Source organism: Streptomyces sp. NPDC042346 (assembly GCF_055581845.1).
The window spans coordinates 230,372-243,553 of record NZ_JBVJEH010000009.1 but is presented as its reverse complement, the minus strand read 5'-3'; the positions used below and the strand labels follow the sequence as shown (position 1 = coordinate 243,553).

Here is a 13,182-nt window from a genome sequence, read left to right as displayed (position 1 = left end):
CGTACGAGCGTGGGACGAGAAGCCGTACAGGGCCCTGGGACCGGCCATCCGCCGGACCGGGACCCTGGTCCTGGTCCGGTTTCGGCCCTGGGGCGGAGCCAGGGGCTGCGGCGCGCAGGGACAATGGCGGAAGGCCCCGGTGCCGGGCGGACCGTCCGGCACCACAGCGGAGAACAGCAAGAGAGGACCAAAATGGTGACGCGTCGCAGCACCGTGCCGACGCGTCAGGCGCTGCGCGGGCGCCTCTTCCCGCCGGACGCCGACACGTTGCCGTGGACCCGCAACGACGCCCTGGTGGCCGTCGGCGCGGCTGTCGTGGACCTCGTCGGATATACCGCTTTTTCGCAGGTCAAGGGTTCACCCGTGTCAAGTGCCGGCGTCCTGCTGGTGACCGTCTCCGCGCTGCCGCTGCTCATGAGGCGCCGTTTCGCGCTCACCGTCATGACCGTCAGCCTGGTGCTCGTCGCGCTGCTGAACCTGACGACGCCCATAGACCACCACTTCGGCGCCGCCCTGGCGGTTGCCCTCTACTCGGCCGCCCGGACCGGCCGCCCGTGGGCGACGGCCGCCCTGACGATCGGGGCGATCGGCGTCACCCTGCTCACCCCGGACCTCTCCGCCCCGCACGGGCTCCTGAACGTGACCAGCGCCTGCCTCGCCGCCTGCCTCATCGCCGCCACCGGCCTCGCGGTCAACCGGTGGCACCAGGAGACGGAGGCCAACCGCCGGCTCCTCGCCGACCGGGCGGTAGCCGAGGAACGCCGCCGCATCGCCAGGGAGCTGCATGACATCGTCGCCCACCGCATCACGATCATGCAGCTGATGGCGGGCGGCGCCCGCGCCAACCTCGACCACGACCCCGGTGTCGCCCGCGATGCCCTGGTCACCTTGGAGGAGTCGGGGCGGCTGGCCCTGCGCGAGATGCGGCAGCTCCTCGACGTCTTGCGGACCGACGAGGACACGGCGACCGACCGGCACGGCACCCCGGAGGCGCCACAGCCTGGCCTTGCCGACCTCGACCGCCTGATCAAGGAATCTCGGGAGGCCGGACAGCCCACCGAGCTGACCGTGGATGGCGAGCCCGGACGACTGCCGCCGGTGGTCGGTCTCACTCTCTACCGGGTCGTCCAGGAGGCACTGACCAATGCCCGCAAGCATGCAGGGCCCGACGTCCCGGTGGAGGTCCGCCTCACCTGTCTGCCCGAGCGTGTCCGTGTGTCCGTCACCGACCAAGGCGCGATGGACGCGGCAGCTTTGGCCCCCGGCATCAGGCAGGGCGCTGGATACGGTCTGGTCGGCATGCGTGAACGGGTCGCCTTGCACGGCGGCGCGCTGGAGGCCGGTCCGCTGCCCGAGGCCGGCTTCCGGGTCGTGGCCAGCCTGCCGCTGGAAGCTCCGACGGGCGAGGATGAGGAGGACTGACCGGTGAGCGGGACAGACGCCGAAAACGAGGCCGCGGGCGAGCGGATGATCCGGGTACTGATCGCGGACGACCAGCCGCTTGTGCGGCGCGGGCTGGCCCTGATCCTCGGCCCCTCTCCTGCCATCACCGTGGTTGCCGAGGCCGAGAACGGCGAGCAGGCTCTTGTGCTCGCCCGCGAGCACCGTCCCGACGTCGTGGTGATGGACATCCGGATGCCCGTCCTCGACGGGGTGGCCGCCACCGAGCGACTGGCTCGTGACCTTCCCGAGTGCCGGGTGCTCGCCCTCAGCACCTTCGACATGGACGAGTACGTGGTCGCCGCCCTGCGCGCCGGCGCATACGGTTTCCTGCCCAAGGACAGCTCGCCCGAGGACCTCGTGGCCGCGATCCGCACCGTCCGTGCGGGCGAGGCCGCCGTCGCTCCCCGTCTGCTGACCCGGCTGATCTCCGCCTACGTCAGGAACGAGCAGGTTGCGCCCCCGAACCGTCGGCTGCCCGCCGCAGAAAGCACCCCCGGTCTCACCCCGCGCGAGGTGGAGGTCTGGCGCCTGGTGGCTACCGGCCTGGACAACAACCAGATCGCACGCACCATGGAGATCAGTGTCTCCACCGTCAAGAACTACATCACCAGCATCTTCGACAAACTCGGCGTCCGTGACCGGGCGCAGGCTGTGATTGCGGCCTACGAGTCGGGCCTGGTGGCAGCCCGACAGGCCGCCGATCCGGACTGAACCGAGCCCTTCGGGCCAGGATGACGTCCCGCCGTGTCATCTGTTGCCCCGCCTCAGGCCAGAGGCGACGGCGCTGGGTACGGTGGACGCTCCAGCAGGCAATACGTCTCGACCGACCGCATCGCCTGCTCGGGAACCCGACCGCCGACTTCGCACACGCCTGAACCCGAAAATCGGCCTCCTCCGCGCACGCGCCCGGGCCCATCCCCAGCGCGGGGAGCAGCACCGTCGCCCACTCCTGCCACCGCATCCCGCTGCACACCGCGAGATCAGCGCCGGCCCTGTCGCGGCGCGGCGAGCTTCCGCGGAACGACGGATTCAGCCTCGAGTCCGGGCCCTGGCCTCCCAGCCCGACGTCTCGGAAGTAGCCCGCTGGGGCCTGCCCCGAGAGGGGGCAGGCCCCAGCGCGGAGGCGGCGCGCCGGCCACCGGAGGCGGCGCGCCAGCCACCGGGGGCGGCTCAGGGCTCCTGGGTCGCGCGCCGACGGCGTATCGCCGTTGTGGCGATCAGGGCGAGGGCCAGGACCGCACCTGCGCCCGCCGCCGTGGAGGCCACCGTGACGGCCGGCTCCTCGTGCGGCACCGGCCCGCTCGCCTGCGGCGCGTACCCGCCCGCCGCCCCCTTCTTCGCGTACGCCGAGCCGGGCAGCTTGTCCCCATAGTCGCGAGCGACCCGCTCCCGGTACGCGGCCAGACTCGTCCCGTTCTTCCCGACCGCCCGCACCGCGTCCTCGTCCAGCGGCAGCACCTTCGCGCCCTTCTGGACGTACCACGCGTCGATCTGCGGCTCCCGGAAGACGAGCCCGCCGGGCAGCACGCGCCCGCCCTGCTCGGCGTACCGGATCTCGTCGTCGCCGGTGGCGATGTTCACGACCTGCCAGCCGCCGGGCTGCTTCACCGTCCACAGCGAGGCCTTCTGGCCGTCGGAGGCGACGGCCCGGCTGGCCCGGAACTCGACGCGGGCGACCGGCGCCCCCGCCTTCCCGGCGACGAAGTCCGGGGACAGGATCCGTACCGGCACCGATCCGCCCTCGACGCGCGGGGCGGCGGCCGAGCGGGCGAGCGCCCCGTCCCGGGCGAAGAACCGGGACAGGGTGTCCAGGGTCTGCGGCGCGGAGGCGGCCTGCTCGGGGGTCGGCGCGGACGGCAGGGTCTCCGCGGCGGCGGGGAGCGCCCCGAGGGCGACGAGGGCGGCGGTGGTCAGGAGACCGGCGCCGATGGCACGTCCGTTCATCGTCGTCACGCCCCGATCCGGTAGAGCGAGTGGGTCCAGGAGAAGGAGTTGTTGTTGACGTACCAGGCGTGCGAGGCCCAGTTGTACCGGTCGCTGGAGGGCCAGGGGTCGCCCCAGTAGACCCAGCTGTTGGCGTCGTCGTAGCCGTAGATCACGTGCATGTGACCGCCGCCGCTCGACCACTGGATGCGGGTCTCGATCGGCCTGTTCGCGTTGATCTCGGTCTGTACGGTCGGGTAGCGCAGCCAGCCGGTGACGTACGAGCCGGGGTTGACGCCGGCCCAGCTCAGTCCCGTCTGGACGTTGCCGAGGGTGGCCTGGTTGTTGGGGCAGTCGTAGCCCTGCTGGCGGTTGAAGGCGGCGTTGCAGAACTGGTTCTGGCTGTAGTTGCGGCCGAACCAGGTGGCGATGGTGTTGCCGCCCGCCGCCCAGCACCAGTTGGTCTTCTGCTGGGCCTGCATGGTGATGTCGAGCTGCTTGGAGGCGAGGGTGGAGACGTCCTCACCGGCGGGCGCGGCGGACGCCGTGGTGGTGGGGACGAAGAAGAGGGCGGCTGCGGCGAGTGCCGCGAGGGACAGTCTTCTGCTGCGCATCGCGTTCCTCCCGTGGAGGGGGGTGGGGATGTGGGGAGTGGAGGATCGCGTCCGGACGCTGGTCAGGAGCATCTGCCGTTGTCGGGAGCGGGTCAACACGCTTCAATGCGGGGTGACATCGGACTGTGAACGGTGTGACCCGGGTGTGAACGGACGCCCTCGGCCCACCTGCCCGCCCACCGCTCGCGGCGCGACGGTCCGCTCCCCCACCGTGAACGTTCACTGAGGAGCCCTCGTGAGCCACACCGAGGCCGATCTGGCACAGCTGCTGCACACCGGTCCCTTCCATCTGGCGCTGCGCACCGCGCTCGCCGTGCGCGGGCTGCCGCTCCAGCGGGTCCAGCACCATCTGGCGCACCGGGGCATCAGGGTCGGGGTGACGAGCCTGAGCTACTGGCAGCAGGGCGCCCGGCGCCCGCAGCGGCCGGAGTCCCTGAAGGCCGTGCGGGCCCTGGAGGAGGTGCTCCAGCTGCCCGGGAACTCGCTGCTCCGGCTCCTGTCGGGGGACGCGGCGGGCCGGGCGGACGTGGAGCGCCCGGCGGGCCGCTCGTACCGCTCACTGGTGGAGGCGTCCGGGTCGGTCGAGGAGCTGCTCACGGAGCTGGAGTCCCCTGCGGACGGCGGGTTGCACACGGTGGGGCACCACGAGCGGGTACGGATCGGGGCGGCGCGGGAGCTGGTGGGGCGCGAGTCGCAGCACGTCGTGCGGGCGCACCGGGACGGGGTCGACCGTTATCTGGCCATCCACCACGGGGATCCGGGGTGCGATCCGTCCCGGGTGGAGGTGCGGGCCGTGGAGAACTGCCGCACCGGGCGGGTGCGGTGGCACGCCGGGACGGGTGTGCTGGTCGCGGAGCTGCTCTTCGACGCGCGGCTGCGGGCCGGGGACACGCATCTGTTCTCGTACGGGTTCGAGGACGGCACGGCGGGCCCGAGCGGGGAGTACGTGCGCGGGTTCAGCTTCGCCGGCGGGCAGTACGTGCTCCAGGTGCGCTTCGACGAGGCGGCGCTGCCGGTGCGGTGCCGGAGGTTCGCCCAGACCTCGGCGGGCGCGCCGCGCGGGGGCCGTGCGGAGCTGACCCTGAGCGGCCGGCACCGCACGGTGCACGTCGTGGAGCAGGGGGTACGCCCGGGGATCCTGGGCATCGACTGGGACTGGTCGTGAGGGTCCGGCCTTCGGGGCCTACGTCGCGGGGCCGGTGACTCGGGGCTACGCCTCCGGGCCGGCGACCAGCTTGCCGTTCTCGACGCGGACCGGGACCTCGGGGAGCGGGACCGTGGCCGGGCCCTTGACCGCCTTGCCGGTCGTCACGTCGAAGCGGCTGCCGTGGCAGGGGCAGTTGCCCTCGTTGTCCTCGATCTTGTCGAGGACGCAGCCGGCGTGGGTGCACTGGGCGCTGAACGCCTTGTACTGGCCCTTGGCCGGGCAGCTCACCACGACCTTCTGTTCGCGGTAGAGCTTGGCGCCGCCGACGGGGATCTCGTCCGGGGCGCCGAGGGCGACCGGGGCGGTCGGGGTCGGGACTCCGGCGTGGCCCAGCTTGGACTCGGTGGAGCAGGCGGCGACTCCCAGCCCGGCGGCACCGGCGAGAGCGGCGCCCTTCAGTACGGTGCGGCGGCTGGACTGGCCGGACATAGGCGCTCCACGGTGGATCGGGGCAAGGCGTGACCGAACCGACGATACCGGCGGGGTTCCCTGCGCCGACGGCCGGGCCCGGGGTCCGTCCGGAGACGGAGCAGGGCCCCCGAGGAGGGGGGCCCTGCCGGGAACGTCAGGCCTTGCGGGCCCGCGTCGTCGCCTTCTTCGCGGCGGCCTTGGTGGCGGTCGCCTTCGTGGCCGACTTCTTGGCGGCCGTCTTGGTCGCCGCGGCCGTCTTGGTCGCGGCAACCGTCTTCGTCGCCGCGGCCTTCTTGGCGGGCGCCTTGGCCGGAGCCTTCTTCGCCGCCGTCTTCCGCGCCCCCCGGGCCGCCGGAACGGTCCCGGCCGCGTCGCTGATCCGGTCCGCGCCGAGGATCTCGCGGAGGAACTTGCCGGTGTGGCTGGCCGGGACCGAGGCGACCTCCTCCGGCGTGCCCTCGGCGACGACCAGGCCGCCGCCGCTGCCGCCCTCGGGGCCCATGTCGATGAGCCAGTCGGCGGTCTTGATGACATCGAGGTTGTGCTCGATGACGATCACCGAGTTGCCCTTGTCGACCAGGCCGGACAGCACCTTGATCAGCTTCGAGATGTCCTCGAAGTGCAGACCCGTGGTCGGCTCGTCCAGGACGTAGACCGTGCGGCCCGTGGAGCGCTTCTGGAGCTCGGAGGCGAGCTTCACGCGCTGGGCCTCACCGCCGGAGAGCGTCGGCGCCGACTGCCCGAGGCGGACGTACCCGAGACCCACCTCGTTGAGCGTGCGCAGGTGCCGGGCGATGGTGGGGACGGCCTCGAAGAAGTCGAGGGCCTCCTCGATCGGCATGTTCAGGACTTCGGCGATGGACTTGCCCTTGTAGTGGACCTCCAGGGTCTCCCGGTTGTACCGGTCGCCGTGGCAGACCTCGCACGGGACGTAGACGTCCGGGAGGAAGTTCATCTCGATCTTGATCGTGCCGTCGCCGGAGCAGTTCTCGCAGCGGCCGCCCTTGACGTTGAAGGAGAACCGGCCGGGCAGGTAGCCCCGGACCTTGGCCTCCATCGTCTCGGCGAAGAGCTTGCGGACGTGGTCGAAGACGCCGGTGTAGGTCGCCGGGTTCGACCGCGGGGTGCGGCCGATCGGGGACTGGTCGACGTGCACGACCTTGTCGACGAGGTCGTCGCCGTCCACGCGCGTGTGGCGCCCCGGCACCGACTTGGCGCCGTTCAGCTCGCGCGCCAGGTGGGTGTAGAGGATGTCGTTGACCAGGGTCGACTTGCCGGAGCCGGAGACGCCCGTGACGGCCGTGAGGACGCCCAGCGGGAAGGAGACGTCGATGTCCAGCAAGTTGTTCTCGCGGGCGCCGTGCACGGTGAGCCGTCGCCCGGGGTCCACCGGGCGGCGGATGTCCGGGGTGGGGATCGCCCTCCGGCCGGACAGGTACTGCCCGGTGATCGACTCCTCGTTGGCGAGGAGCTCCTTCATGGTGCCGGAGTGGACGACCTTGCCGCCGTGCTCGCCGGCGCCGGGGCCGATGTCGACGACCCAGTCCGCGACCTTGATGGTGTCCTCGTCGTGCTCGACGACGATGAGCGTGTTGCCCATGTCCCGGAGCCGGACCAGGGTCTCGATGAGCCGGTGGTTGTCGCGCTGGTGGAGGCCGATGGACGGCTCGTCGAGCACGTACAGCACGCCGACGAGGCCGGAGCCGATCTGGGTGGCGAGCCGGATGCGCTGGGCCTCGCCGCCGGAGAGCGTGCCGGCGGCCCGGTTGAGGGAGAGGTAGTCGAGGCCGACGTCGACGAGGAAGCGCAGCCGCTCGTTGACCTCCTTGAGGACCCGCTCGGCGATCTTCTTGTCGCGGGCGTTGAGGGTCAGCCGGGAGAGGAACTCGGCGCAGTCGCTGATGGACATCCCGGAGACCTCGGCGATGGACCGGTCCATGACCGTGACCGCGAGGACGATCGGCTTGAGGCGGGTGCCCTCGCAGGTGGGGCAGGGCACCTCACGCATGTAGCCCTCGAAGCGCTCGCGGCTGGAGTCGCTCTCGGCCTCGCCGTGCCGCCGCTTGACGAAGGAGACCGCTCCCTCGAAGGCGGGGCTGGTCCAGGCGCGCTCCCGCCCGTAGCGGTTGCGGTAGCGGACCTCGATCTGGGTCTTGTGGCCGTACATGAGGGCCTTCTTGGCCCGCTGCGGAAGACCGGCGAAGGGAATGTCGGTGCGGAAGCCGAGGGCCTGCGAGAGGCCGTCGATCATCCGGCCGAAGTACTCCTTGGTGTGCCCGTGCGACCAGGGGTGGATGGCGCCCTCGTCGAGCGACTTGTCCTCGTCCGGGACGATCAGCTCGGGGTCGACCTCCATGCGCGTGCCGATGCCGGTGCAGTCGGGGCAGGCGCCGAAGGGCGAGTTGAAGGAGAAGGAGCGCGGCTCCAGCTCCTCGAAGGAGAGGTCGTCGTACGGGCAGTAGAGGTGCTCCGAGTACATCCGCTCGCGCTCGGGGTCGTCCTCGGGGAGGTCGACGAAGTCGAGCACGACCATGCCGCCGGAGAGGCCGAGCGCGGTCTCTACGGAGTCGGTGAGGCGGCGCTTGGCGCTGTCCTTCACGGTGAGGCGGTCGACGACTACCTCGATCGTGTGCTTTTCCTGCTTCTTCAGCGTCGGCGGTTCGCTCAGCTGTACGGTCTCGCCGTCGACCCGGGCGCGGCTGTAGCCCTTGGTCTGGAGGTCGGCGAAGAGGTCGACGAACTCGCCCTTCCGCTCGCGCACGAGCGGCGAGAGGACCTGGAAGCGGCTGCCCTCGGGGAGCTCCAGGACCCTGTCGACGATGGCCTGAGGCGACTGGCGGGAGATCGGCCGGCGGCACTCGGGACAGTGCGGCTTGCCGATGCGGGCGAAGAGCAGGCGGAGGTAGTCGTAGACCTCGGTGATGGTGCCGACCGTCGAGCGCGGGTTGCGCGAGGTCGACTTCTGGTCGATGGAGACCGCGGGCGACAGACCTTCGATGAAGTCGACGTCCGGCTTGTCCATCTGACCGAGGAACTGCCGGGCGTAGGAGGAGAGCGACTCGACGTACCGGCGCTGCCCCTCGGCGAAGATCGTGTCGAACGCGAGGGAGGACTTGCCCGATCCCGAGAGCCCGGTGAAGACGATGAGGGAGTCACGCGGGAGGTCGAGCGAGACGTTCTTGAGGTTGTGCTCGCGAGCGCCACGAACGATGAGACGGTCGGCCACGCCGGTCCGCACCTTTCTTGAGAGAGCGGATGTGCCTGACACACCCAACAACCAAGGATGCCGGATGCTTCCGTCGAGCCTATAGCACGCACATTCGATTTCCGGCCTCATGGAGGCCGCTTCACCCGAACGAGTGGCGGCGCTAGGGTCGGCGCCATGATCGACCACGAACGTGATCTCGCCTCTGTCAAGGCGGCGACCGACCTGCTGCTTGCCGCGGCCGCCTCCTGGGACAACGCGGCGGCGGCCCAGCCGTCACGGCTTCCGGGCTGGACCCGCGGCCATGTCCTGGCCCACATCGCCCGGAACGCCGACGCTCTGGTGAACGTCCTCCAGGGCCGCCCCATGTACGCCGACGCCGCGACCCGCGACGCCGACATCGAGCGCGACGCCGCCCGCCCCCTCGCCGTCCAGCTCGCCGACGTGCGCGAGAGCGGCGACGGCTTCCAGGCCGCGGGCGCCGAGCCCGCCGACTGGAGCCGCACCGTCGAGCTCCGCAACGGCGTCACGGACAGCGCCTCCCGGATCCCGTTCCGCCGCTGGGTGGAGGTGGCCCTGCACCACGTCGACCTGGGCGTCGGCTACGAGCTGGAGGACCTGCCCGGGGAGTTCGTCCGGCGGGAGATCGACTTCCTCGCGGAGCGCTTCACGGGCAACGCGACCGTGCCGCCGACCCGGATCGTGGCCGCGGAGGGCACGGGCACCTGGACCACCGGCTCCGCCGAGGGCGCCGAGGTGACCGTGACCGGCCCGGCCGCCGAGCTCCTCGGCTGGCTCGCCGGCCGCCGCGACGGCGCCGCCCTCAAGACCGAGGGCGGCCCGCTCCCCGCTCTCCCGCCGCTGTAGCCACCGCTGTCGGTGGGCGGAGCTAGGCTGAGCCCATGACGTACAGCGGAAGTGTGAAGGTCGGCGGACCGGCGGACGTGCACGAGCTGACGGACCTGATGATCTCGAAGGTCTCGGTCGGCCCGATGGACAACAACGCGTACCTGCTGCGCTGCCGGGCGACCGGCGAACAGCTGCTGATCGACGCGGCCAACGACGCCGACACACTGCTCACGCTGATCGGTGACGACGGCATCGCCGCCGTCGTCACCACCCACCGGCACGGCGACCACTGGCAGGCCCTGGCGGAGGTCGTCGCCGCGACCGGCGCCCGGACCTACGCGGGGGCGTACGACGCGGAGGGCATCCCGGTCGCCACCGACGTGCCGGTCGAGGACGGCGACACGGTCCGCGTGGGCCGGGTCGAGCTGACCGCCCGCCGCCTGGTCGGGCACACCCCCGGCTCGATCGCCCTCGTCTACGACGACCCGCACGGCCACCCGCACGTCTTCACCGGCGACTGCCTCTTCCCCGGCGGGGTGGGCAACACCTGGAAGGACCCGGAGGCCTTCGCGAGCCTGATCCACGACGTGGAGACCAAGCTCTTCGCCGCCCTGCCGGACGAGTCCTGGGTCTACCCGGGTCATGGCAAGGACACCACGCTCGGTGACGAGCGCCCGCACCTCACGGAGTGGCGCGAGCGCGGCTGGTGACCCACCGCCGTACCCCCGGCGCGCGGCTCACCGGCCGCGCGCTACCGTACGCCCCCGTAACCCGGATGGCCGCCGGGTAGTTGGCGCCACATGCGCACCAGTCACTCTCCGTCGCCGCCCGCTCCCCCGGCTCCGCCCGCTCCTCCCTCGATGGTCCGGCTCGCCACCGCCTCGCTCGTCGGCACCGCCATCGAGTTCTTCGACTTCTTCGTCTACGGGACCGCCGCCGCCCTCGTCCTCGGGCCGCTCTTCTTCCCGACCTTCTCCCCGCTCGCCGGGACCCTGGCCGCCTTCGGCACCTTCGCCATCGGCTTCGTCGCCCGCCCGCTCGGCTCGGTGCTCTTCGGGCACGTCGGCGACCGGTACGGCCGCCGGCCGGTCCTCTTCGCCTCGCTGCTCCTGACCGGCTGCGCCACCGTCGCGGTCGGCTGTGTCCCCACGTACGAGACGCTCGGCATCGCCGCGCCGCTGCTCCTGCTCACCCTCCGCTTCCTCCAGGGCCTCGGCCTCGGCGGCGAGTGGGGCGGCGCCGTCCTGCTGACGGCCGAGCACGCGCCCGCGAACCGGCGCGCGCTGTGGGCGAGCTTCCCGCAGATCGGCCCGGCGGTCGGCTTCCTCCTCGCGAACGGGGTGATGCTGGCGCTCACGGCGGGGCTGAGCGACGCGGAGTTCCGCTCCTGGGGCTGGCGGGTGCCCTTCTGGGCGGCGGGTGTCCTCGCGGCGGCCGGGCTGCTGCTGCGTTCCTCGCTGGCGGAGACCCCGCAGTTCGAGGAGCTGTCCGCGTCTGGAGGCCGGGCGAGCGCCCCGCTGGCCGAGATCGCGCGCGACCACTGGCGTCTCGTGCTGCTGACGGCCGGGGCGCTCGCCGTCGGGTACGCGGTGTTCTACACGGTCTCCACCTGGGCCCTGACCTACGGCACCGAACGGCTCGGGGTGAGCAGCACGGTCATGCTGACCTGTGTCATGGCCGCGGTGGCGGTCAAAGGCGCGGCCACGCCCTTCGTGGCCCTGCTGGCCGACCGCTGGGGCCGCCGCCCGCTGTGTCTCGCGGGGTGCGCGGCCTCCGCGCTCTGGATGTTCCCGATGGTGGCCCTGCTGCACACCGCGGAGCCGGTCCTGATGTTCCTCGGCTTCCTGGGCTCGCTGCTGGCCTTCATCACGATGTTCGCGGTGATCGCCGCGTACCTCCCTGAGCTCTACGAGCCCCGCGTCCGCTGCACCGGAGCGGCCGTCGGCTACAACCTCGCGGGCGTCCTCGGCGGCGCGCTCACGCCCATCGTCGCCACGACCCTCTCGGACGGCGGCTCGGGCCCGCCCTGGGGCGTCGCGGCCTATCTGACCGTGGTGGCCCTCATCAGCCTGGGCTGCTTCGCGCTCCTCCCGGAGACCCTGCCGGACCGCGTCGGGACGACGAAGACCGAGGCGAGCGAGACCGAGACGGACGAGGTCGAGGCGGACGAGGCCGAGGCGACGGCCGTCAAGGAGACGGAGACCGAGGCGGCGGGGGCCGCGCCCGCCTGAGGGAGGGGCGCGAGACGGCGACGGCCGGCCAGGGGCGGGTGCCCCGGGCCGGCCGTCGCCGTGGAAGACGCGTCAGGCGTCGACGCTGTCCTTCTCGACGCCGTCCGCGTCCTCGACACCCTTGGTGTCGGCCGCGCCCTCGGCAGCGGCTCGCTCCGACTGCTTCTTGGAGGCGATGAGGCTGGTGATCGTGGTGACGACCAGGACGCCACCGATGACCGCCAGCGAGAACCCGATGGAGATCTCCGGGACGTGCACCCCGGACTCGTGCAGGGCGTGCAGCACGAGCTTCACGCCGATGAAGCCGAGGATCACCGACAGGCCGTAGCTGAGGTGGACCAGCTTCTTGAGCAGGCCGCCGATCAGGAAGTACAGCTGCCGCAGGCCCATGAGGGCGAAGGCGTTGGCGGTGAAGACGATGTACGGGTCCTGGGTCAGGCCGAAGATCGCCGGGATGGAGTCGAGGGCGAAGAGGATGTCCGTGGTGCCGATGGCGATCATGACGACCATCAGCGGGGTCAGGACGCGCTTGCCGTTGACGCGGATGAAGAGCTTGGTGCCGTGGTACTTGTCGGCGACGCCGAACTTCTTCTCGACGGACTTGAGGAGGCGGTTCTCCTCCCAGTCCTCCTCTTCCTCGTCGGCGCGCGCCTCCTGGATGAGCTTCCAGGCGGTGTAGATCAGGAACGCGCCGAAGATGTAGAAGACCCACGAGAAGTTCGCGATGACCGCGGCGCCCGCGACGATGAAGATCGTGCGGAGGACCAGGGCGATCACCACACCCACGAGCAGCACGCGCTGCTGGAGGTGGGAGGGGACCGAGAACTTCGCCATGATCAGGATGAAGACGAAGAGGTTGTCGACGCTGAGCGACTTCTCGGTGACGTAGCCGGCGAAGAACTCCCCGGCCGCCTGACTGTTGCCGAACAAGAGCAGGCCGACTCCGAAGAGCACGGCGAGCACGACCCAGACGATCGTCCAGATTCCGGCTTCCTTGACCGAGACGTCATGGGGCTTCCGCCCGATGAAGAAGTCGGCTCCGATGAGGGCGACCAGACCGAGAATGGTCAGCACCCACAGGGTCATTGAAACGTCCACTGCGCCTCCGGCGTCGTACGGCTCTTTGATCAGCGTCGTCGCTGCCGGAGGTCTCTTCCACCCGAGCGGCTCACACCGCGGTCGGGCCGACGCCCCGGGATCGGATCACTGAGGATCCGTCCGTATTGACGGGTACGCCGCACACGGGGAGTACTCCCCTCCGCACCATGAACACTACCCGAAAGACCAAGAGAAGGTAAA

The 13,182-nt window shown here is 71.2% G+C and carries 11 protein-coding genes; 6 read left to right on the top strand and 5 right to left on the bottom strand.

The features are described 5' to 3' along the window. Nucleotides 1–192 precede the first annotated feature (192 nt). Nucleotides 193–1,422 carry a sensor histidine kinase gene (locus tag ACZ6K0_RS30970; RefSeq protein ID WP_376395035.1) on the top strand — a complete coding sequence of 410 codons (1,230 nt, stop codon included), beginning with the start codon at nucleotides 193–195 and terminating at the stop codon, nucleotides 1,420–1,422. 45 nt (nucleotides 1,423–1,467) lie between these two features. Then, a complete protein-coding gene (locus tag ACZ6K0_RS30965) occupies nucleotides 1,468–2,154 on the top strand; it encodes a response regulator (protein ID WP_469228818.1) in 687 nt (228 codons plus the stop codon). Nucleotides 2,155–2,613: 459 nt separating this feature from the next. Here the strand turns inward: ACZ6K0_RS30965 and ACZ6K0_RS30960 are convergent, their stop codons facing one another. Together ACZ6K0_RS30960 and ACZ6K0_RS30955 are read right to left on the bottom strand one after the other, a co-directional pair. After that, the gene (locus ACZ6K0_RS30960) at nucleotides 2,614–3,387 is read right to left on the bottom strand and encodes a hypothetical protein (protein ID WP_469228821.1); all 774 of its coding nucleotides are present in this window, start codon (nucleotides 3,385–3,387) and stop codon (nucleotides 2,614–2,616) included. Between the two features lie 5 nt (nucleotides 3,388–3,392). Beyond that, nucleotides 3,393–3,980 carry a papain-like cysteine protease family protein gene (locus tag ACZ6K0_RS30955; RefSeq protein ID WP_376395038.1) on the bottom strand — a complete coding sequence of 196 codons (588 nt, stop codon included), beginning with the start codon at nucleotides 3,978–3,980 and terminating at the stop codon, nucleotides 3,393–3,395. Between the two features lie 235 nt (nucleotides 3,981–4,215). Between ACZ6K0_RS30955 and ACZ6K0_RS30950 the strand changes: the two genes are divergently transcribed. Next, nucleotides 4,216–5,145 carry a hypothetical protein gene (locus ACZ6K0_RS30950; protein ID WP_376395041.1) on the top strand — a complete coding sequence of 310 codons (930 nt, stop codon included), beginning with the start codon at nucleotides 4,216–4,218 and terminating at the stop codon, nucleotides 5,143–5,145. A gap of 45 nt (nucleotides 5,146–5,190) precedes the next feature. Here ACZ6K0_RS30950 and ACZ6K0_RS30945 read toward each other — a convergent pair whose 3' ends face one another. After that, a complete protein-coding gene (locus tag ACZ6K0_RS30945; RefSeq protein WP_376395044.1) occupies nucleotides 5,191–5,616 on the bottom strand; it encodes a Rieske (2Fe-2S) protein in 426 nt (141 codons plus the stop codon). Nucleotides 5,617–5,752: 136 nt separating this feature from the next. Continuing rightward, on the bottom strand, nucleotides 5,753–8,824 hold the full coding sequence (gene uvrA / locus ACZ6K0_RS30940) for an excinuclease ABC subunit UvrA (RefSeq protein ID WP_376395047.1): 3,072 nt from the start codon (nucleotides 8,822–8,824) through the stop codon (nucleotides 5,753–5,755). A 156-nt stretch (nucleotides 8,825–8,980) separates the two neighbouring features. On the opposite strand from uvrA, the gene ACZ6K0_RS30935 reads away from it, so the two are divergent. The 3 genes from ACZ6K0_RS30935 (at nucleotide 8,981) to ACZ6K0_RS30925 (ending at nucleotide 11,883) form a co-directional block, all read left to right on the top strand. After that, the gene (locus ACZ6K0_RS30935) at nucleotides 8,981–9,670 is read left to right on the top strand and encodes a maleylpyruvate isomerase family mycothiol-dependent enzyme (RefSeq protein WP_469228181.1); all 690 of its coding nucleotides are present in this window, start codon (nucleotides 8,981–8,983) and stop codon (nucleotides 9,668–9,670) included. 35 nt (nucleotides 9,671–9,705) lie between these two features. Then, nucleotides 9,706–10,362 (top strand): MBL fold metallo-hydrolase, encoded by a 657-nt coding sequence (locus tag ACZ6K0_RS30930; protein WP_469228182.1) that lies wholly within the window; start codon nucleotides 9,706–9,708, stop codon nucleotides 10,360–10,362. Nucleotides 10,363–10,512: 150 nt separating this feature from the next. Next, nucleotides 10,513–11,883, top strand: a complete 1,371-nt coding sequence (locus ACZ6K0_RS30925; protein WP_469228823.1) for an MFS transporter — start codon at nucleotides 10,513–10,515, stop codon at nucleotides 11,881–11,883. Nucleotides 11,884–11,955: 72 nt separating this feature from the next. On the opposite strand, the gene ACZ6K0_RS30920 is transcribed toward ACZ6K0_RS30925, so the two are convergent. Then, nucleotides 11,956–12,969, bottom strand: a complete 1,014-nt coding sequence (locus ACZ6K0_RS30920; RefSeq protein WP_469577395.1) for a TerC family protein — start codon at nucleotides 12,967–12,969, stop codon at nucleotides 11,956–11,958. Between the last annotated feature and the right edge of the window lie 213 nt (nucleotides 12,970–13,182).